This is a genomic window from Reichenbachiella sp. 5M10 (assembly GCF_002742335.1).
Lineage (GTDB): Bacteria > Bacteroidota > Bacteroidia > Cytophagales > Cyclobacteriaceae > Reichenbachiella.
The window spans coordinates 2,440,743-2,461,863 of sequence record NZ_MDGR01000007.1; the positions used below are offsets into that span (position 1 = coordinate 2,440,743).

Genomic DNA, 21,121 nt, shown 5'->3' on the forward strand with positions numbered 1-21,121 from the left:
AACCCGTGTAATCGACACAGCTCCATATTATTCTTATCGATGGAAAAACATGACATAAGTCATATTGAGACAAAGACCACGTCATGGCAAGAATCCAACCCTCCTCCTACCTTAGTCTTATGAAAATCAGAAACAACCCCGAGATACTCTAGAGATCTCGGAGTTGTTCAACAACTGACACCTGTCCCTCCCAAACAATGGAATGGACACAATCAGTCTCTGACTTCATACAAACTCTACATACTTCATTCATTCGAAAACAAACTACTATGAAAATTAGCCTGTTAGTCATTTTGTGCACTAGCCTGTTGGTCGGACAGTCTCAACTCCAGCTAAACACAGACAAAAGCTCCTTAAGCATCCTAGGCACCTCGTCCGTCCACGACTGGGAGTCCAAGGTCAACACCTATACAGTGACTGGCCAAATAAACGGAAATCAAATCAAGAATCTGAAAGTGGAAATCATCACCAAATCCATCAAAAGCGGTAAATCCATCATGGATAGTAAGACTTACGATGCACTGTTGGAGGACAAATTTCCCAAGATAATATTCGAAGCAAACGCCTTGAATATAAACAACCAATCGGTCAACGGGAAAGGCAAGCTCACTTTGGCAGGACAAACCAAAGACATCCAACTGAAAGGAAAAGTAACCACCTACGCAAATGGGATTCTGAAAGTAGAAGGCACACACCAACTCGTGATGAGTCAATATGACATCACCCCTCCTACAGCTATGTTTGGATCCCTAGTAACAGGAGATGAAGTGACCATTAAGTACAATTTAGACTTTACATATTAACTAACGCTCAACATACAATCACATGAAATACAACCATTTAAAATCAGTATTCACCTTGACCTTGCTCATGACAGCAAGCGTGGTGATGGGTCAGAGAGCTGACATTCAGTACTACCGATACAATGACCAAAGAGGAGTCAATGTATTCGAAACCAGCAAAGAGAACACCGTCCAATACGATGGTATGAAAGTAAGAGTAGGGGGAGATTTCAACCTACAGTTTCAGGGCTTGACACAAACCAACTCTGGGGATTCTCTGACAGAACTAGCTAGCAATTTCAACCTCCCCAGTGCCAATCTCAACTTGGATGTACAGTTGTATGATGGAATGAGATTGCACATGCGTACTTACCTCTCTTCACGTCACCACACAGAAGCCTACGTCAAAGGAGGGTACCTACAAATAGACAAACTAGAATTCATCAAGCCTGGGTTCCTCAGTGGCGTCATGCAGTACATGACCCTCAAAGTAGGTATGGATGACATCAACTACGGTGACACACACTTTAGACGCTCTGACAATGCCAACACCATCTACAACCCCTTTGTAGGAAACTACATCATGGATGCATTTACCACTGAGCCATTTGCTGAAGTGACAGTACAGCATTCTGGTTTCATCGGTGTACTGGGTATGACCAACGGACGTCTCAACCAGTCTCCTACTCCTGGCGATGATGGGGTAGCACTCTATGGCAAGCTTGGCTATGACAACTACGTGAGCGATGACCTTCGTCTGAGATTGACAGGCTCTCTATACCACAGTACAGACAAAGGTACGCGTGACTATCTATACGGTGGAGACCGTGCAGGTGCCAATTATTTCAATGTCCTTGATGGTAGTGATTTCGCGGGACGAGTCAACCCAGGCTTTGCCTATCAAACCGCCGTACAGATCAACCCATTCGTCAAGTACAAAGGCTTGGAATTCTTCGGAGTACTAGAATTCTCTAGCAATGGCAATAGCGACGTGGGTGGCAGCTACAACCAAGTCGGTGCTGAGGCGCTCTATCGATTCGGAACCAGCGAGCAGTTCTACGCAGGTGGTCGATACAACAGCGTACAAGGCACGAAAAACGACGCTGCAGATGACGAACAAATCACACGATTCAACATCGGTGGCGGATGGTTCTTGACCCAAAATGTCATGACCAAACTAGAGTACGTCAACCAGCAGTACAGTGGTGAGGCCTACGACGGCACCCTATACCAAGGTGCAGAATTCAAAGGTTTTATGCTCGAAGCGACCATTGCCTTCTAAGCCAGCTAAACAACTACAGCCACAGGTTTATTGGAGAATGAGCTTCTCCACGGAACCGAACGAAAGCTCAGATCTCTGTTGAATCCAACCCTAACGAATAAATAATGCGACTACAAAGGCTGTTTCCATTTGGAGCAGCCTTTTTATGGAATAGGGATTGCATTCATGTGGATCTCAAACTCCACAACAATCTCGTCTGCTACCTTGATCGTACCTAAAAACTTCGTCGGAGGTTCGATCCCAAAATCTGACATTTTCATCAACTGACTTCCTCTAAACACCAAATCATGTGCAGATTGATTGATCACAGTACCGTGATACACACGATAATCTCTGATGACTCCCGCCAGTTCGATTGACACATCGGCAGACACATTGAGCCTGGCTATCTCAGTCGTGTTTTGAGCCAGTAGCAAATTATGGATTTGCAATTGCAAAAAAGGGTACTCCTCAGCTTGGAGTAATTCACGAAAATCGGCATTCATCACCTCCATCCCACAATCAAAATCACTGATGCGGTATCTCAACAATAGCCCTTCGAAACGCAACTGATACGAAGACCACTGACTCTCCACTCGCATTCCTTCCCTAAGCCCTTCCTTGTGCAGCGTACATTCAAACTCATTGACATTGGTCTTGCCCAATACGCTGATTGTACTCGACTTTATTTTGACCGTATGGCTTTTGTTTTGACCATAGAGCATGGGAGTCATGCCAAGCAACATACACATCAAAAAAGCGAAAAAAGAAAAACGTAAAAGCTGATCCATTGAGATAAATATACGTGCTACGAAACTATATCATTCTCTGCGAATGCAGAAATATAAACCTCTACAACACACAGAGTGTCCCTCATGACATACCACTCCAAGTACTTCTTAGCTCTTGGCTCGAAACCCTAGTACTTCGCCATCTCAGGGTCAATCTGCTCAGCCCACGACAAGATACCTCCTCGTAGGTTGTAGAGATTACCATAGCCTTTGGCCTTGAGTGTACGCAAGACACCCGCACTGCGATTGCCACTACGACAGTAGAGCACTACGTCCTCGTCCTTTTGGATTTGATCCAGTTGAGCCTCGATCTGGTTTTGTGGGATCAACGTGCCGCCGATATTGGCGATATCAAACTCATACGGCTCACGCACATCGATGAGTTGAAATGCCTTGTCCGTGTCTTTCCATTCCTTGAGCTGTACTGCTGTAATCTCACGCACGGGTTCTTCTTGCTCCTCGTGTCCTGAACCACAGAAGAACTCATAGTCGATCAGTTCCGTCACGGGAGCAGTATTCGGGTTTTTCCGGATCTTCATCGTCCGCGTCTCAAAAGACAACGTGTCGAACAAAAACAAACGCCCGCTAAGCGGCTCCCCTATTCCCGTGATCACTTTGATTACTTCATTGGCCTGCATGGTACCAATCATCCCTGGCAAGACACCCATCACACCGCCTTCGGCACAGCTCGGCACAAGCCCCGGAGGAGGAGGTGAAGGAAAGAGGTCTCGGTAGTGTGGTCCCCGCACACCGGTTTTGTCCACATAGTTGAACACTGACAGTTGTCCTTCGAAGCGAAAGATCGAAGCATAAACGTTCACTTTGTCAAGAATCACGCAAGCGTCGTTGACCAAATACCTCGTCGCAAAATTGTCCGTACCGTCTGCGATCACATCATAATCCTTGAATATCTCCAGTGCATTGTCAGAGGTCAATGCCGTATCATGTACAGTAAATTCGATGAAGGGATTGAGTTTCTCAAGCCGTGTCTTAGCAGTGGCTGCTTTGGACTGCCCTACATCCTCGACCGTAAACAACACCTGACGTTGTAGATTCGAATCATCCACCACATCAAAGTCCACGATCCCGATGTGCCCTACTCCCGCAGCAGCTAAATACAACAACACTGGACTACCCAAGCCACCACTGCCCACGACGAGCACCTTAGCCTCTTTGAGTTTGCGCTGTCCCTCGATGTTGAACTCCGGGATGATCAGATGGCGACTGTATCGCTCTAGTTCCGCTTTCGAAAATGTAGTCGACATATCTAGTTTGCTCCTCCTGCTATGGCTGGAATGATGCTGATTACCGTATCTGCCTCGATGGCCGTCTTTTCATTGTCCAGTGACTCGATATCGTCTTCTCCTTTGTAGATTCTGATGAAACGCTTGATTTGTCCCTGTGCATCAAATATTTGCTTCTTCAAATCCGGAAACTGTGTCACCAGATCCTCAATCGCAGACAGGATGTTGTCTCCTGCCACGGCGATAGTCGCCTGATTGTCTGCAAATTTCCTTAGGGGTGTCGGTATGATTATTTCTGCCATGTTGTTATTCGTTCGTAATGATTTCCTCCTCAAACTCGTTTTGCTCATTGAGCTGCCAAGACCGTGTGTTTTGAACCGCGGTCTCCGAGACAGAGGCGATGATGTATGAAAAGAAAGGCAAAGCCTGCGCCCGATCATGCACCGAAGGCTCAGCAGGGTGCTTGGGGTGTGAGTGATACACTCCCAGCAATTCCTGCTTGCTTTCAATAGCATATTTTTCGGCAGCCATGTAGTCCTTTGGATCTACTTCAAACCTTCTTCGTTGATCCCCCACTTTGGAATTCTCCAATGGGGTGTATTCTGTCACTTTTTTGGCTTCACCAGCCGACTCTCCAAAGAAAAAGCCTACGCATTCGTTGGGAAAATCTGCCAGGGCATGCCTGTGCATAGAAGCCAATATTTCGTGATCGACTATGACTTTTTTACTCATCAGAATAGTGATTTGATGATTTCGCTGTATTTCTCCGCATTGTCAGGGAAAAGTGTCACGATGACTCCCTCCTCGATCTCATTGGCTAGATCGATCGCCCCTTTGAGGTTCGCTGCAGAAGATGGACTCAGTAGAACCCCCTCCTTTTTAGCCGTCTCTTTGAGCATATCATAAGCATCATAGGTATCCACGTGCTTGATTGCATCGACCAGTGAAGTATCATAAATACCCGGCACCTTGGCCGTCTCCATGTCCTTCCATCCCTCCAATCCGTGCAATGCACCATCCGGTTGCAATCCGATCGTTTGGATGCTAGGGTCTCGTTCCTTGAGGTACTTGCTGATCCCAGTAAACGAGCCCGTAGTACCGAGTCCTGTCATGAAGTGCGTGATGCTATCTCCCAACTCCTCAAATATCTCAGGTCCTGTCCCTTCGTAGTGGGCTTTCCAGTTGTTCTCGTTGTTGTATTGATTGGCGAGAAAGTACTTGTCCGGCTCGTTATTGTACATCTCGTGCGCCTTGGCCTCCGACTCATCGGACGAACCAAACTTCGATGTATAGACGATGTTGACACCTAAGCCTTTGAGCAACTTCTTGCGTTCCCATGATGCATTCTCAGGGAGGCAAATCGTCACAGGAATCCCCAGCCGTGCACATATCGTCGCATATGCCAAGCCCGTGTTCCCACTGGAAGCATCTAGTAGCGTTTTGCCTGTACCGAGTTCACCACTCTCCAGCGCTGCTTTGATGATTTGGTAAGCGGGTCTGGTCTTGACACTCCCGCCAAACTGCATCCATTCCATTTTGGCATAGATCTTCACCTTTGGCTTAGGAGACAAATGCTGAATTTCGTACAGGGGTGTATTGCCGACATACTTGCCCAGCGTTGTGATACTTTTAAATACTTCTGATTCTTGATTGATCACCATTGTTTTAGTTTATTTCAACAAAAAAGCCTTTCCTCGAAAGGGAAAGGCTTTTAAATATTTTGATCTCTGACGAGCGTTTATTTAAATCGATACTTTCCCACAAATCACATTATGAAACGCAACAACAGCAATCTGCCATCCTCATCGCTTTCTTGAATGTGTCCATGGTACTGATTTTATTCACTTTCTTTTGTATTAAAAAGGGTTCAACGCAATGTTCCGCTATTCGATCAAAAATTGCTAGTTTTTTCGTTAGAAATTTTGGTCGAGAATCAAGAGTTAGATTCAAGAACGGAGAATCACTTAACGCACAATCGTTTCGTGAGGACACGAAACAGAGCGGTAAACTTTCTCACTTTTAATTCCCCTCTCTAAGCTCTCGCCAATACGCGACTAGAAATCTCATCGCCGATCGCCAGCGACGAAGTAGCTGCGGGTGATGGTGCATTGCAGACATTGACGAAGTGTTCGTCTTCGAGAATCTGAAAATCATCCAACAGCCCTCCGTTTCGATCGCAGGCTTGCGCACGGACACCTGCCCCGCCTACTTCTAGATCAGACTCTTGGATCTCTGGGATGAGCTTTTGTAGCGCCTTGGTAAAAGCAGCCTTGGAGAACGAACGATACATCTCACCAAACCCTGTTCGCCAGTACTTGGCAGCTACTTTTTGAAAACCTGGCCATGCCAGTGTCTCTGCCAGTTCGGCTAGGTTGATATCCGACTTCTTGTAGCCCTCCCTCTGAAAAGCCAAAACGGCATTGGGACCTGCCTCTACCCCTCCGTTGATCATTCGCGTAAAGTGCACACCTAGGAACGGGAAGTTCGGGTCAGGCACCGGATAAATCAAATTCTTGACCAGGTGCTGACTTTCCTTCTTGAGTTGGTAGTACTCGCCCCGAAAAGGCACGATCTTTAGATCGGGCTTGAGAGGCGTCATCTTGGCTACCTTGTCCGAGTACAAGCCGGCGCAGTTCACGACCAACTTGCCTTCGAAATCTCCCTTGTCTGTCACGATGGTTTGTACCTGTGGTGCAGCATTTATTTTGACTACCTTGTGGTTGTAGTGTATTTCTGCGCCTGCTGTGAGTAGTTTTTCTTCCAGCTTCTTACATACAGCCGTATAATCGATGATCCCAGTCTGAGGGACGTAGATCCCTTTGACACCATTGACGTGCGGCTCGTATTCTTTGAGTTGATCCTGGTCCAACCACAGCATGTTCGTCAGGCCGTTTTGTTCGCCACGCTCGTGTAGTGTAGTCAGGTACGGCACCTCAGCCTCGTCGGTAGCCACGACAATCTTGCCACACAGATCGTACTTAATTTCTTCTTTTTGACAAAAGTCCAAAAGCAAATGGTAGCCCTTGATGCAATTGGTAGCTTTCAAGCTCCCTGGCTTGTAGTACAAGCCCGAATGGATCACACCACTGTTGTTGCCCGTCTGGTGCTTGGCTGGGCCTGACTCCTTTTCCAAAATAGCAATAGAGGTATTGGGAGCCTTTTCGAGGATCTTCCAAGCGCTAGCCAATCCTACGATTCCTCCGCCGATGACGATGACATCTTTCATGTGTAGTCTGATAATGTGTGATAAACTGAGGCTCGAAATTGAGCAAAGAATCAACGAAATGCAAGTGGACGTTGCTCCCGAATCCTCGAGAGGCGAATTTTACTTCTCTTTGAAGTCTATCGAGACAGAATTGATACAATAGCGCAAACCCGTAGGTGCTGGCCCATCGGTAAACACATGTCCAAGATGTCCTCCACAATTGGAACACGTCACCTCGGTACGAGTCATCCCGTGTGTATAGTCTACATGATTGGTCACTTTGGATTTGTCAGTGGGCTGAAAGAAACTCGGCCATCCACAACCCGCATCAAACTTGGTCGAGGACTCGAAGAGCTCCTCCCCGCATCCTGCACAGTGATATATACCATCCTTGGCAAAATCCCAATACTTCCCCGTAAAAGGGCGCTCTGTTCCCTTCTCCCGCAAAACGTGATATTGCTCTGCGTCAAGCGAAGCTCTCCATTCTTCTTCTGTTTTCTCCATGGTTTGATTCCTTACAATCGTGTCTGTGTCAGCTATAAAAACTCTTTTCCTTCTTCTTGACGAACATCTGTCTGAAGCTGTTGCCTGTAAAAGCGCCCAATGCACCAGCAACTCCTCCCAAGACCCCAGTCGCAATGATGAGCATAGTCACATCGTCTACCGGAAACAACTCCACGATCTTGGTCGAGAGGATTGATTCGGTCTCTACATCGATCACCCAAGCCATCGCCATCCACAGCAATCCTCCACCAAGCAATCCACTCAACAAAGAATTGAATGTACCCCCTGGCAATAAGAACGCAACGCAACCCGCTACGAGTATCAAAGACCACCATGGCATCACCAAAGCACACAAAAAGCTCAAGGCTCCAATCGCTATTAGTCTAATTATAAATTTCATCTTTACTTCGCTTTTAGTACTTGAGAATAAACAATGTTTGGATTTTCCTCCTGAGGAGAATGCAGAAAATTGAGTGGATAATATGTCCCATTGGCCCAATTATCAATCATCTCCGCATAAGCTGGATTGCCTGGGTTCCCTGTTTGACTACCTGGATACACCCCCCAAGCTCGTACTTGCTTTTCGTCCAACTCCACTACCATGCGCCACGAAGGTCCATGTCCGCTGCTCGCAGCATTGACGATGTTTCGGTTGCCTCCGATTCTAATATTCTCCACAGAGAATGGTGCCAATTTCAAAATATGTCTCGCTCCTGTATTCTTGTAAACAAACCAATCCACACGATCCTCTTCGTGTTCCTCTTTCCACTCTTCGATTCGCTCCACTGCAGTGACGAACGACTGATTGATCAGATCCACGACGGTCTCCTTCTGATCCGTAGATTGCAAGTCAAAATATTTGTTCGCTCCATCATTCCTCATAAGGTAGATTGTATTGAATACATGCGGTTTATTGAGAGCGATTTCCCTGTTGTCAAACTCATCCCAAATCAGTCCATACAGTGCTTTCCACCATTCCTCATAGTAGCTTGGTGATTGATTTTCAGGATCATTGAAATAATCCCATCGACGAAGCAGATTGTAAGCACCTTTCTGAGGAGCAGACATCCTCGCCGTGTCTAAACTATCCAGCATCAGCGGTAGACTCTCCGATGCACGGTAGTTGTAGTTGTCGTTTTGTAGCTTCATCATGTCCCCTACCTCGATGCTATTCATCAAGCGCAGGCGGTCATTGATGCGTCGGTTTCGATAAAACTCGTAGTTGTAATCATAAACATAGTAGGGGTAAGTCGAATCTACCGGATGTTGATTGGCAGAGCTCACAAAATCCTGATCGGGGTTGTATATGTAAGCCAAATGCTCCCGTGGCATGTCCTGTACCCACTCCTGTCGAGAATCAGACCCATCCATCAAAAACTTCCCTTGCTCCTCCCACTTGACAGGAAACCTGCCGTTGATCCATAGAGCAATGTCTCCATTCGCTGCAGCAAAAGCAAAATTCTGTGCAGGTGCCATAAAATACTGCAAAGCATCCACGTACTCTTCGTAATTTTTGGCGCGGTTGAGTTCGTAGAAGGTCTTGACCTCCATCGACTCTTCATGTGCTGTCCACTTCATGGCAAAATTGAGGCTCTCACCGTTGCCTTTGAAGTTGCGATCGTAGACTACCGGCCCATAGTGTGTATGCACTATCGTATCATAAACTGTCTCTCCACCTCTGACTTTGATCCGCTCGACGACCTTTTCGGTCTTCAGCCATTTGTTGTCATAGCGGTATTCTTCTCTTCGTTGGTTCCTAAATTCGATGTTGTACCAATCCACCACATCACGCTTGGCGTTGGTCACCCCCCAAGCGATCGAATCATTGAACCCCACAATGATACCTGGGGCCCCGGGAATTGTCGCGCCAAACACGTTGACACCCGGCGCATGCAGCTGCGTCACATACCAAATCGAAGGTAAGTTCAATGCCAAGTCGGGTTCGTTGGCAAGCAAGACCCGGCCGTTGGCTGTCTTGGATCTCCCTACGACAAAATTATTGGACCCGTTGCTAGGGTCCGGCTTTTCTATAGCCTCTGGTGTGAAAGTCTGTGGGAATTTCACGTCTGGTCGATCCACCTGGATCGGTTCAAAATCCCACTTGCGAGAACTCGGAATCACCGGATCTACCTGAGCAAAAGACTCTGGAAACAACATTTCGAAATCGTCTCTACCAAGCAATGCAAGCGCGTTGGTATTTTCTAAATCTGCCTCCCCAGAAGAAAGCATATCTGCCATATACTTTAGCAACAGGGCAGATTTGAGATTGGTCCACGGTTCTGGCGCATAATCCAAAAGCTTGTACTCTATCGGATAATCCTCATAAGACAGTGAGTTGATCCAATAGTTGACACCATCGGTGTATGCTTGCATCATGTTATGCACTTTAGGGTCCTGAGTCAATAGGTTCAACGATCGCTTGGCCGCATACTTCAAGCCCTTTCTTCGGTTTGTTTTGTCAAAATCAATAGCCTTCTCACCGATGATCTCTGAGATACGTCCCTCAGTAGCCATCACTTGAAACTCCATCTGCCACAACCGGTGGTACGCCGTGATGTAACCCTGAGCAAAATACAAGTCATAATCATTGCTTGCAAAAATATGAGGGATCACTTGATCATCAAATTTAATGGTCACATCTTCTTTGAGCTGCTTGGCTTTCAGCTTTTTAGCCATGACAAATTTGGACGCCTCCCCATTCTTCCAAAACCCTGTAAAAGGGCTCATAAACTTCCCCAAAGGAGGAATATCGCCCTGTTTGAAATTGACATATGAAATGAATAGGATGGTTAAGATCAGAGCTACTAAAAACCGAAATACCTTCATGTTGGATTGTTGAATATTGAATTTCTAAGATAATTGAGATGTGTCAAGCGCACAAAGAGACACACAATAAGTTGGAAATAAAATTTCTACAAGAGGACGTTTGCGTTCTCTATTGATTAATTTTCATGTCACAACATGAGTTAGCCTAAAACAACAGAAGATTGGGAAAATATTCGATCAGAGAACTGGAACGATTGTCAGGGATCAAAGCGCATACTATTCGTATCTGGGAGAAGCGCTACCAACTCATCGTGCCCAGTCGCTCACCTACCAACATCCGATCATACAGTGACAATCAACTCAAGAAAATACTCAATGTAGCCTCCCTCATTTCACTAGGTTACAAAATCTCCAAGATCAGTGAGATGAGCAAAAGCCAAATGCTCAAAATCCTTGAGCATAACCAAAACGAACTGACCCAAACTTCTCCTGCGGTGGTCAATCTCCACCAGATGACACAGTCCTGTCTCAACTTTGATGAACGCACGCTAGACCAGCAGATCACCCTCGTTATAGCCAAAACTAGTCTTATCCGTGCCTTTTCAGAGGTATTTTTCCCGTTGCTTAGTCGTATAGGATTTCTTTGGGCTGCCAACAAAATCAGTCCAGCTCATGAGCACTTCCTCTCCAACAAACTCAAACAAGTCCTCTATTCGGCCATGAATGTCGGCAAAGAAAACGAACTCGCGAGCTCTCCTACATTGCTGTATCTACCCGAATGGGAAGAACATGAAATCCTTCTCTTATTTTGCAACTACCTACTCAAGCACCAGGGAAATAGCACCATCTATCTAGGGGCTAAGGTGCCACTCCCCAGTCTCATCGAAACCATCAAAAGTACCAAAACTACGCGTATCGTCACTGTGCTAACCACCCCCAACTACCAAAAGGAAGCACAACGCTACTTGAAAAAAATCTGTAAACAGAAATCCATCGACTCCATCCTTCTCTGCGGTTCTATGCCCTATAAGGACGCCTTCATCCCCCTCGAAAAAACCCAATGGGTCAGTGACACGTCGGAGTTTCTACAAGCGATCAGTCACTCGTCAAACTGACATATATGAGCTATTCTCTCCGTGAGGGTACAAATGTGCGATTCGCTGATTAGTTTTGCTTCAAAAAAGAAGCTATGGAAGAGGTGGTATTGGTAGATGAGCATGACAATGAAATCGGTGTAGCTGAAAAACTCACTGCACACCAAAATGGTGCCCTGCATCGTGCTTTTTCCGTGTTCCTGTTCAACAGCAAAGGCGAACTACTACTCCAAAAAAGAGCTGCTGGCAAATACCACTCACCCAACCTATGGTCCAACACCTGCTGCAGCCACCCACGTCCCAACGAGGAGCTAGTCTCAGCGGCACACCGCAGACTAAACGAAGAGCTCGGCCTACAAGCAGATCTCAAACGAGTCTTTAGCTTCCAATACAAAGTCGCGTTTGACAATGGGTTAGTCGAGCATGAATTGGATCATGTACTGATCGGCAGGACAGATGTCCTCCCCATATTGAACCCCGACGAGGTCTCAGAGATGAAGTACATCACTCCCGAAGCACTACAGGCAGACCTTGCTTTACACCCAGAACAATACACCTTTTGGTTCAAAGCACTCCTCGACAGGGTTTTGGACGTATATACCGCCTAGCACCTGTGGTTTGCACTCAGAGCACTCGTTACACCCCAAATCAAGACGCTAGATTTTTGACTCCAACCTATGTACAAAAAATCTAGCGTCTAAAATTAAAATCCTCAATCCAAAATCTCTACAATGGGTTGCCCCGTCGCTCCACTCGGAAACGAAATATTGAGCAGCATAGAGAGTGTCGGAGCAATGTCTGTGACGGGATGGTACTGGTGGCTCTTGCCCTGCTTGATCCCCCAACCATAAAACAACATCGGTACGTGCGTATCGTATGTATAGTGTGTTCCGTGGCTCGTCCCATGATTCGTCTCTGTCAGGCTCCCTCCGAGCCAACCTGAGTTGATCGTGAACAACACGTCTCCCGACCGCTGCTGGTTGTACCCTGCAGACAGCAACGCTACGTCATAGTTCTTGCCAGAGTAATTGCTGATGTCTTCGGATGCATAGACGGCCTTGATTCCGCTCGTCTTGCGCAGTTGGATCATGACTACTTCTTTGACCTTCGCCAAAGAAAGCTCTTGCTCCTCGATCACATCGTGATTCAAAAACACCTGCTCATTGCTGACGTTTTCGACCAACTCTGCCGCACCAAAAACCTCCTGAAGCTTCTCATTGAGCTGCTCTCGAACTTCTCGCTCACCCCAGTAGTCTGCTGGCAAATGGTTGTCCTTGAGGTACTGCGGAATGGCTGCCACGGCATGATCCGCAGACAAAAACACCGTCCACTGCCCTTTGCCTACTTTCTCATCGAGCATTTGAAACAATGCCTCCAAGTCGCGATCCAATCGGATATAGGTATCTTCGACTTCTTTGGAATAGGGTCCAAACGAGTGGCCGATATAATCTGTCGACGAAAAACTCACCGCTAGGAAGTCAGTGATATCATCCTGTCCCAAGCTTTCCCCTTCCAAACTCGCTTTTGCGAAATCCGCCAAAATCGTATTGCCCCATGGGGTCGATTTGATGGTACTTCCTTTGGTCTTGGCCTGAGACAAGTCATAGGGAAACACCGGCCGTTCTTTACCCACGAGGGCTCTTTCATTTTCACGATCGTCTGGTCCAGACTCTACATATTTCTCGATCGGAAGAAACGTATCCCAGCTCCCACTCATGTACTCATCCACCAAGCCCCTCTTGTTGAATTTCTGCACCCACTTGGGCAACTTATCCATGTAATATGAGCTCGTCATGAACTCCCCTGTCTGACTATCCAACCAATACGCCCCGTTCGGATCGTGTCCTGCTGGCAGTACCGCACCACGGTCCTTGATAGACATCCCAATTATCTTTGACTGTTGCTGAAAAAACAACCCCAACTCATCGGTAATCGTGGTAGACACTAGATTGACTGGTGAGATATGTCCGGTCTTCTCAGATCCACCCACAAACGTCGCATGGGGATCCGACACACAGTACATTCCCTCTTTGGTGACTTTGTCGTACCAATCGTTGGCGATGACTCCATGTACTCTCGGTGTAGCTCCTGTATAGACCGAAGCGTGACCTGGAGCAGTTTTGGTAGGCACATAATTGAAGTGTGCATTTTTCAACTCAAACCCACCGTCCATCATTCGTCTGAAACCTCCTTGGCCATAGTGCCCCTGAAACCGATACAGGTACTCTGCCCTCATCTGATCTACGATAATCCCTACTACCAATTTAGGACGCTCTACACTTTGCTGACAAAGCACTGCCCCACTACTCATTAGGCCCAAGGCCAACACAATTATTTTCTTCATTTCAATTCTTAATTTCGGGTTTTGAAGTTATATCCAATATTGACTTTGCATGTTAAGCCACTTTTAAATAATTAAAATTATTTTTGCGCAAAAATCTATTGACTTGAATCTCGCAGATCACCTCCTTCCAAAAGACATCTTTGACCAAGTAGCCCAATCCGCTCACGAGCTGAACTTGGAGACCTACGTCATTGGTGGTTTTGTCCGTGACATACTACTCAAACGTCCCTCCAAGGACATTGATTTCGTATGTCTAGGCAGCGGCATAGCTCTCGCCAAAGCTTCCGCCAAAAAACTTGGCACCAAACGCGTCACGACGTACAAAAATTTTGGCACGGCCATGATCAAGCACGAATACCACGAATTGGAATTCGTCGGTGCAAGAAAGGAATCTTATCGCAAAGAATCAAGGAAACCCACTGTAGAAGACGGCACTTTGGAAGATGACCAAAACCGTCGTGACTTCACCATCAACGCACTAGCCATCAGCCTCCAATCCGAGAACTACGGAGAACTGGTTGACCCCTTTGATGGAGTCCAGGACCTCAAACGAAAAATGATTCGTACTCCTCTGGAGCCCGCCATCACATTTTCTGATGACCCACTGCGCATGATGCGTGCGATTCGTTTTGCTAGTCAACTCAATTTTGATATCGATCCGAACACGTTTGACGCCATCCAGCAAGAAGCACAGCGCATCAAGATCGTCTCCAAAGAACGCATCATCGTCGAGCTCAACAAAATCATATTGTCCAAAACGCCCAGCTACGGATTCAAATTGCTCTTTCAGTGTGGGCTACTCCAACTGATCTTTCCCGAAATGACGGATCTATATGGCGTAGAAACCCGAGAAGGTCGCTCACACAAGGACAACTTCTATCACACCCTACAAGTACTAGACAACATCTCCGAAAGCACCGACGATCTATACCTTCGATGGGCGGCAATACTCCACGATATCGCTAAGCCTCCAACCAAACGATTCAACAAAAAGGTCGGATGGACTTTTCATGGACATGAAGACCGAGGTGCGCGTATGACTCCAGGGATATTCAAACGACTCAAGCTCCCACTCAACGACCGCATGAAATACGTCCAAAAACTCGTACGTCTACACCTCAGACCAATTGCTCTGGTCAAAAAGGAAATCACTGACTCAGCGATACGTCGTTTGCTTTTCGAAGCTGGAGACGATGTGGACGACTTGATGACACTCTGCAAAGCCGACATCACCACCAAAAATCCCAACAAGGTCAAACGCTACCTTCAAAACTTTGATATCGTCGCGCAAAAACTCAAGGATATCGAAGAAAAAGATCAAGTCCGCAACTTCCAACCACCAGTTACAGGCGAAGAAATTATGGAGATTTTCAACCTCGAACCCTCACGTATCGTAGGAGACATCAAAAATGAAATTCGTGAAGCCATACTCGAAGGACACATCTCCAACGACAAAAAAGAGGCATTGAATTTGATGTACCGTATCGCAAAAGAAAAAGGGTTGGAGGTTTAAAACATTCGATGTACTTTGCCCTCCGCTAAAAACAAGGTTATGAAAAAAACACTCGCAGCATTCGTATTGATCTTCGCATTTGCTTCTACAAGCCAAGCGCAAGAAACCCTCAATGATGATTCTCTTACTTATGAAGATTATCAAATGAGAAAATATTATAGCATCTACCAACTTGCCAACAAATTCAACGACCCTAACGTCTCGCACATGGCCCTCTATGAGATGCTCATGTTGACTTCTAATCAACCCGCGATTTTGGATACTCTAGCCTTGTCGTACTTTTCGAGAGGACAGTACGCCTCCTCTGCACTCGTCGCACAAGAAAACCTCCTACTCAACCCCAACAATCCCATGGCACTCGAAGTAGCGGCTATTTCGTTTCAGAACCTCGGGGTACTGTCCAAATCACTCGACAATTACGAAAGTCTGTTCCTCAAAAACGACGACTCCAACACACTGTATCAAGTGGCTTTCTTGCAGTTTCAGCTCAAGCGATTCAAAGAGGCTCAAACCTCCACGGAGTTGCTCTTGCAAAGAAAGAACGTAGATGAAATCAAATTGAGATTCAATAAAATGGACAAAACCACGCAAGAGGTGTCCATGCGAGCAGCCGTACTCAACCTGCAAGGGCTCATTGCTCAAGAAAATGGAGACAAAGAAAAGGCTAAAAAACACTTCTTAGAAGCTGCTCAAGCATCTCCAGGGTTTGAATTGGCACAAGCCAACCTTAGCAAACTCAAAGAATAGTTTTTTAGAATCTTGGCTGTTCGTCCGCCTACTTCTTCTTGATCATTCGCCATACCGAACTCAAATCGATTTCGTACTGATCATGGTGAAATATCTTAGAGATGGCCCCCGAATCAATGAGCGTCTGAGGATCTCCAGACACGACTGGAGCGTTGAAATCCATCAGCCAGAGTTCGTCAGCAAACTGAATCGACAAATCCAACTCATGGGTAGAGACCAGCATACTCTTGTTGGTGGACTCCTTGATCTCAGCAAACAGACTAAACATATCCAGGCGGTTGACAATATCGAGATGGGCAGTCGGTTCGTCCATCAGAATAAAATCCGTATCCTGTGCCAAAGCCCGGGCCACCATGGCCTTCTGAAACTGCCCATCACTGAGCGTCCCTAGCTTGGCTTCTTCGATGTAGTTGATTTTGCAGAGATCAATAGAGGCCTGCACTTGCTGCTCATCCTTTTGACTCATCTTGCCTATCCAGTTGGTATATGGAAACCGCCCCAACCCGACAAGCTCACGTACAGTCATGTTGGACATCCCTATTTTGTCCGTAGTGATGATGCCAATCTGTCGTGCCAGCGCTCGACGGTCGAGCTGCTCAAGAGGTTCATCACCTAGACAGACCTGCCCTCCTAGTGGCTGCTGCAGATCAGATAACGTACGTAGCAGCGTACTCTTTCCTACTCCGTTTTGTCCGATGAGGCACACGAACTTGCCTGGCTTCAATTCCAAATTGAGCTTCTTAGCGATGCATTTGCCCGCATAGCCAATATCGAGGTTTCGTGTCGTGATCGATCGCATCTAAAATCCGTTTTGTATATTCTTCTTTTTGACAATCAAATAAATCACCAAGGGACCACCCAGCAGCGAGGTGATGGCATTGAGTGGCAAGGACTGTGGCAAGCCTGGCAAGCGCGAGACCATGTCACAAAACAGCAAAATCACCGCTCCCATCACTGCAGAATATGGAATCAGCTTCTTGTGATCAGAACTATCCAAGATCATACGCGCCACGTGAGGTCCCGCCAACCCTATGAAAGCAATCGGCCCACAATAAGCCGTGACCGTACCAGACAGTAGTGCCGTCACACAAATAATGGCATACTTTGATCGCTGGATATTGAGCCCTGCATTTTTTGCATACGCATTGCCTATCAGGTAGATATTGAGTGGCTTCAAGAGAAATATCGACGCTCCCCATCCTACCAAAATCAACGGTACCATAATAGTCAATTCACCTACCGTCACACTACCGAGATCCCCAAATGTCCACAGCAAATAGGATTGAATATCCTCCGGATTGCTAAAATACTGCATAACACTCACCAGTGCGCTCGTCGCGCTGCTAAACATCAGACCAATGATGAGCAGGGAGGTATGATCCGCCACTTTCGTGGAAAAATAAATTACCACCAAAAACACAATGAAGGAACCCAAAATAGCCCCCAAGGTCACCGAAACTCCTGAGAGGATTGGCAAGCCCAACACCACAAACAACGAGCTACCCAACACGACAACAGCCACTCCTAAGCTCGCTCCTGCACTCACACCAAGCACATAAGGTCCCGCCAACGGGTTGCGAAAGAAGGTCTGCATGTACAAGCCACTCAAGCTCAAAGAAGCTCCTGCTAATACCGCCGCGACAGCACGAGGCAAGCGATAGTGCAACACAATATTGGTCCAAACACGATCCTCAGATGCACCAAATACAATTTCCATCAATTCATTCAGTGGAATCCACACCGACCCTATCACCACGTTGAGCACGAAGAGCAGCACACAGACTATCCCCAAAAAAGCAATTGATTTGAACACGCTTCTATTTTTTATCCATTCATGAGTGATTCACTCCATTCGTCAAAACTATATCAATACGGCACAGTAGTCAGTACCCCTCTTTCTGATTATTCCTCTCTAGCAGGGATCGTATGACCTCTGCCATGGTAGCGGCCTGGCTTTCGCGCGAATAGCTGTTGATTTCCTCTACCCGCGATGATATCGGTCCTTTGGTCTTGAACCGATCAATCTCCTCTTGAAGAAAACGGACCATAGCCTGCTCGTTGCTCCGATCCATCGTCTGCCCCACTGCACATCGGTCGATGATACCCGCCGCATCACTCTCTGGTGGTCCAATGCAAAAAATGGGATTGCCAGAAGCCAAATACTCAAATATTTTGCCTGGTATGATTCCGTTGGCATCCGAGGTGTCAGGGATAATCAATAAGAGCAGATCAGCATTTTTTTGATACTGCAGTACCTCGCTATGCGGCACCATCCGAATGTACTCAAGTGGAATATTTTGCGCCAAAATTTCCTCTTGGATCGCAACAGAAAGATTGCCCACCATCTGCAATTTGACTGACACCCCTTCTCCATACTGCTGCACCTTCTTCATCGCACGTATGAATGAAGACAAATCATACTGATCGGACATCGTTCCCGTATAACTGATCGTAAAATCGCTATTGGTGCGCTTTTGCAAGTGTTCAAAATCCTCTCCGTCAAAACCATTGGTAATCACTTTGATTTTATGCTCTACCCCTGACACCAATTGGCCAAAAGACCGCTTGAACCCTTCACTCACTGTGACAATTTGATCAGCACTTTGTAGCACTCTGCGCTCCATGGATTGATCGATCCGCTTGGACAACCATGAGTGACCAAACAATTCGTAGTAATAGATGTTGGTCCACGGATCTCTAAAATCGGCCATCCATTTGACGTTGAGATTCTTTTGGAGTCTAAGGCCAATGAGCTGTGTCGAATGTGGTGGACTGGTCGTAATGACTAGCTCAATTCCCTCTCTTTCGATGATCTCCTTGGCTCGAGCATAGGCATAGTTGTTCCAACCTCTCCGTGGATCGGGGATAAACAAATTGCTCCGTAAGAAATTGACCGCCCGCTGTGACAGTTTGGTACTGTCTACATTGGCAAATCCCGCCGTAGGTACGTTTTTCTTCCCTACAAGCTTAGAGTAATAATTGATCGGCTCGAAGGATTTCGTCTTCGTCACCTGAACTACAGCGGAAACATCCTCGACCAAGCTCTCATCCCATTGCATATAGCTCGCACTATCCTCATGCACGGTGAGCACATGAGGTTCGATACCATTTTGCCCTAGATATTTGGTCAGTTTGAGCCACCGCTGTACCCCTGCACCTCCAGACGGAGGCCAATAATAACTGATGATCAGGACACGGGTATTTTTCATAAACGACGATTAGAACTACACTATAATTGAAGCGAAAATAAGTATCCTATGTCAAAGACAGCGACTTTCAGAATGTCAGTTTGCGATTAATCCACCTATCAACCAATGAGGCTTCTGAAAAATCCATGAGATAAGCGAATAACGATCCGTGACAAAGACTACCTCCAATAAACATATTCCTTCCTCCTCTAAATTACTACTCCAACTGTTTATAGTAAAACAGCTCATAGTCGGGCAACAATTCAGGGTGAATGACTTTGATATGATCGGCCAACAACAAGTGCGGGTTGGCATTGCCCGACTCGAAATAGTCATTACCTCCATTGGCAGAGAGACGTTTGGTATAGGTATAGACTTCCCCCGCCTGAAACGCACCAAATTCGGCATATCGTTCGTCAGCCTCTTCTAATTTCTCCAAACTCTCGTAGTTGGCTGCACCGATCCAGTATTCGGCACGATTGGCCTTGGCATACACGGCTTCAAAATCCAGATTGAGCCAGCCGTTTTGAGAGTTGTCGGACCAGAGATAGTCCCCCCCCGCATCCTGAATCATCAGCCCGTTGTAGTTATGACCCGCTGGCATGAACCAACTCCCTCCATACAAACTCCCCGAAAACACAGAGGGTCTCTCAACCTCTGACACCAGTGCAAGCAGAGAGTCGTAGGCCATAGCCACCTCCTCAAAATAAGCTTCGGCTACCTTCTCTTTACCGACAAGGTAACCAATAAACTTGATCCATTCTGCCCGCCCAAGAACAGTCGGTTCTAGGTAGTCAGGCATATACACCACCTTCTGCCCGAGCTCTTGTAGTTTTTCCAATTGTCGATTTTCTCCCCCAGCACTGAATGCCAAAATAACATCTGGACGCAAGCTCAACACCCGTTCGATATCCAGCTTACCTTCACTCCCGATCTCTTCTAGCTTCCCTTCTTCCAACCTTTTGTTGAATTCTTCAGAGTAGATGTATTGACTTTGCGCAAAACCAACCAACTCCTCTTTTAGACCCAAAATCTCCAAGAAAGCCACATGCGTAGTAGAGTTGGAAATGATGCGCTTGACTGGACATTGGACTGGTACATATTGCGACACATCTATTCCTTGGGGCAGTTCCCCCTCATAGAGCAAGTAGGACATAGATTCCTCACTCCCTTGGTACAATTGATTTACTTTGAGCACCTTGTACCCATCATACTCATCGAGAGTAAAGCGTTCGGCATATTGAATTGCCCCTGTTTCGTTGGTTTCTGTTGTGGGCTTTTCTTGGGGCTGGCAAGCTGCCAAAACCACGAGGCAGGTCAAGAGGATTGCTTGTTTCATAAGACTGCAATGCTCGTACAAAAAATTGGGTTCTCCGAAATTCCGCCCACTTTCTAGAATAGAATCTCACAAAATGCCTTAACATTGCGCCGATTATTGGTTCGTAGACAGAGATCATCTGCCTACGATGAAAAGGGAATCCGGTGATTCGTCTGACTCGAAAATTCCGGAGCTGTCCCCGCAACTGTAATCCTGAATTCCAATTCGGAATCATATTTTTGATCCACAATACCACTGGCTCCAAGAGCTGGGAAGGTCATCAAAAATCAGGAGAGCCAGGAGACCTGCCACTAATCTTGATAGTACGGAGCTTTCGGGTGAAAAGTCTTTGGAATGATAGGAA

Annotated in this window: 20 protein-coding genes and 1 riboswitch; of the genes, 6 read left to right on the top strand and 14 right to left on the bottom strand. The window is 46.6% G+C overall.

Annotation, left to right across the window (positions count from 1 at the left end):
- Positions 1-269 precede the first annotated feature (269 nt).
- Together BFP72_RS09765 and BFP72_RS09770 are read left to right on the top strand one after the other, a co-directional pair.
- Positions 270-803, top strand: coding sequence for a YceI family protein (locus BFP72_RS09765; protein ID WP_158233365.1), 534 nt, complete (start codon positions 270-272; stop codon positions 801-803).
- 22 nt (positions 804-825) lie between these two features.
- Positions 826-2,064 carry a hypothetical protein gene (locus tag BFP72_RS09770; RefSeq protein ID WP_099598958.1) on the top strand — a complete coding sequence of 413 codons (1,239 nt, stop codon included), beginning with the start codon at positions 826-828 and terminating at the stop codon, positions 2,062-2,064.
- Positions 2,065-2,207: 143 nt separating this feature from the next.
- On the opposite strand, the gene BFP72_RS09775 is transcribed toward BFP72_RS09770, so the two are convergent.
- The 9 genes from BFP72_RS09775 to BFP72_RS09815 all read right to left on the bottom strand — a co-directional run bounded on the left by BFP72_RS09775 (position 2,208) and on the right by BFP72_RS09815 (position 10,613).
- Entirely contained in the window at positions 2,208-2,834 is a 627-nt protein-coding gene (locus BFP72_RS09775; RefSeq protein WP_099598959.1) for a YceI family protein, read from the bottom strand.
- A 128-nt stretch (positions 2,835-2,962) separates the two neighbouring features.
- Complete coding sequence (moeB, locus tag BFP72_RS09780) at positions 2,963-4,099, bottom strand: molybdopterin-synthase adenylyltransferase MoeB (RefSeq protein WP_099598960.1); 1,137 nt, start codon at positions 4,097-4,099, stop codon at positions 2,963-2,965.
- A gap of 2 nt (positions 4,100-4,101) precedes the next feature.
- Positions 4,102-4,380 (bottom strand): MoaD/ThiS family protein, encoded by a 279-nt coding sequence (locus tag BFP72_RS09785; protein WP_073118426.1) that lies wholly within the window; start codon positions 4,378-4,380, stop codon positions 4,102-4,104.
- Positions 4,381-4,384: 4 nt separating this feature from the next.
- Positions 4,385-4,810, bottom strand: coding sequence for a M67 family metallopeptidase (locus tag BFP72_RS09790; protein WP_099598961.1), 426 nt, complete (start codon positions 4,808-4,810; stop codon positions 4,385-4,387).
- A complete protein-coding gene (locus BFP72_RS09795) occupies positions 4,810-5,739 on the bottom strand; it encodes a PLP-dependent cysteine synthase family protein (protein WP_099598962.1) in 930 nt (309 codons plus the stop codon). Before BFP72_RS09795 ends, BFP72_RS09790 begins: the two co-directional genes overlap by 1 nt.
- Positions 5,740-6,110: 371 nt before the next feature.
- Positions 6,111-7,304: an L-2-hydroxyglutarate oxidase gene (gene lhgO / locus BFP72_RS09800; protein WP_099598963.1), complete on the bottom strand. Its 1,194-nt coding sequence runs from the start codon at positions 7,302-7,304 to the stop codon at positions 6,111-6,113.
- A gap of 99 nt (positions 7,305-7,403) precedes the next feature.
- Positions 7,404-7,787, bottom strand: a complete 384-nt coding sequence (msrB, locus tag BFP72_RS09805) for a peptide-methionine (R)-S-oxide reductase MsrB (RefSeq protein ID WP_099598964.1) — start codon at positions 7,785-7,787, stop codon at positions 7,404-7,406.
- 28 nt (positions 7,788-7,815) lie between these two features.
- Positions 7,816-8,187 carry a hypothetical protein gene (locus BFP72_RS09810; protein ID WP_099598965.1) on the bottom strand — a complete coding sequence of 124 codons (372 nt, stop codon included), beginning with the start codon at positions 8,185-8,187 and terminating at the stop codon, positions 7,816-7,818.
- Positions 8,188-8,189: 2 nt separating this feature from the next.
- Entirely contained in the window at positions 8,190-10,613 is a 2,424-nt protein-coding gene (locus BFP72_RS09815) for a penicillin acylase family protein (RefSeq protein WP_099598966.1), read from the bottom strand.
- A 161-nt stretch (positions 10,614-10,774) separates the two neighbouring features.
- Between BFP72_RS09815 and BFP72_RS09820 the strand changes: the two genes are divergently transcribed.
- Positions 10,775-11,668, top strand: coding sequence for a MerR family transcriptional regulator (locus tag BFP72_RS09820; protein ID WP_099598967.1), 894 nt, complete (start codon positions 10,775-10,777; stop codon positions 11,666-11,668).
- 74 nt (positions 11,669-11,742) lie between these two features.
- The gene (gene idi / locus BFP72_RS09825) at positions 11,743-12,255 is read left to right on the top strand and encodes an isopentenyl-diphosphate Delta-isomerase (protein WP_099598968.1); all 513 of its coding nucleotides are present in this window, start codon (positions 11,743-11,745) and stop codon (positions 12,253-12,255) included.
- 104 nt (positions 12,256-12,359) lie between these two features.
- On the opposite strand, the gene pafA is transcribed toward idi, so the two are convergent.
- Positions 12,360-13,991, bottom strand: coding sequence for an alkaline phosphatase PafA (gene pafA, locus BFP72_RS09830; RefSeq protein ID WP_099598969.1), 1,632 nt, complete (start codon positions 13,989-13,991; stop codon positions 12,360-12,362).
- A 103-nt stretch (positions 13,992-14,094) separates the two neighbouring features.
- Between pafA and BFP72_RS09835 the strand changes: the two genes are divergently transcribed.
- Positions 14,095-15,504, top strand: coding sequence for a CCA tRNA nucleotidyltransferase (locus BFP72_RS09835; RefSeq protein ID WP_099598970.1), 1,410 nt, complete (start codon positions 14,095-14,097; stop codon positions 15,502-15,504).
- Between the two features lie 39 nt (positions 15,505-15,543).
- Positions 15,544-16,251, top strand: a complete 708-nt coding sequence (locus BFP72_RS09840; RefSeq protein WP_099598971.1) for a tetratricopeptide repeat protein — start codon at positions 15,544-15,546, stop codon at positions 16,249-16,251.
- Positions 16,252-16,279: 28 nt separating this feature from the next.
- On the opposite strand, the gene BFP72_RS09845 is transcribed toward BFP72_RS09840, so the two are convergent.
- From BFP72_RS09845 to BFP72_RS09860, 4 genes are all read right to left on the bottom strand, one after another.
- Positions 16,280-17,050, bottom strand: a complete 771-nt coding sequence (locus BFP72_RS09845) for an ABC transporter ATP-binding protein (RefSeq protein ID WP_099598972.1) — start codon at positions 17,048-17,050, stop codon at positions 16,280-16,282.
- The gene (locus BFP72_RS09850) at positions 17,051-18,064 is read right to left on the bottom strand and encodes an iron ABC transporter permease (RefSeq protein WP_158233366.1); all 1,014 of its coding nucleotides are present in this window, start codon (positions 18,062-18,064) and stop codon (positions 17,051-17,053) included. It lies immediately after the preceding gene.
- 70 nt (positions 18,065-18,134) lie between these two features.
- Entirely contained in the window at positions 18,135-19,460 is a 1,326-nt protein-coding gene (locus BFP72_RS09855) for a glycosyltransferase family 4 protein (protein ID WP_099598974.1), read from the bottom strand.
- Between the two features lie 196 nt (positions 19,461-19,656).
- Positions 19,657-20,778: an ABC transporter substrate-binding protein gene (locus BFP72_RS09860; protein ID WP_099598975.1), complete on the bottom strand. Its 1,122-nt coding sequence runs from the start codon at positions 20,776-20,778 to the stop codon at positions 19,657-19,659.
- A gap of 80 nt (positions 20,779-20,858) precedes the next feature.
- A riboswitch (cobalamin riboswitch) is annotated at positions 20,859-21,085 on the top strand.
- Positions 21,086-21,121: the final 36 nt, after the last annotated feature.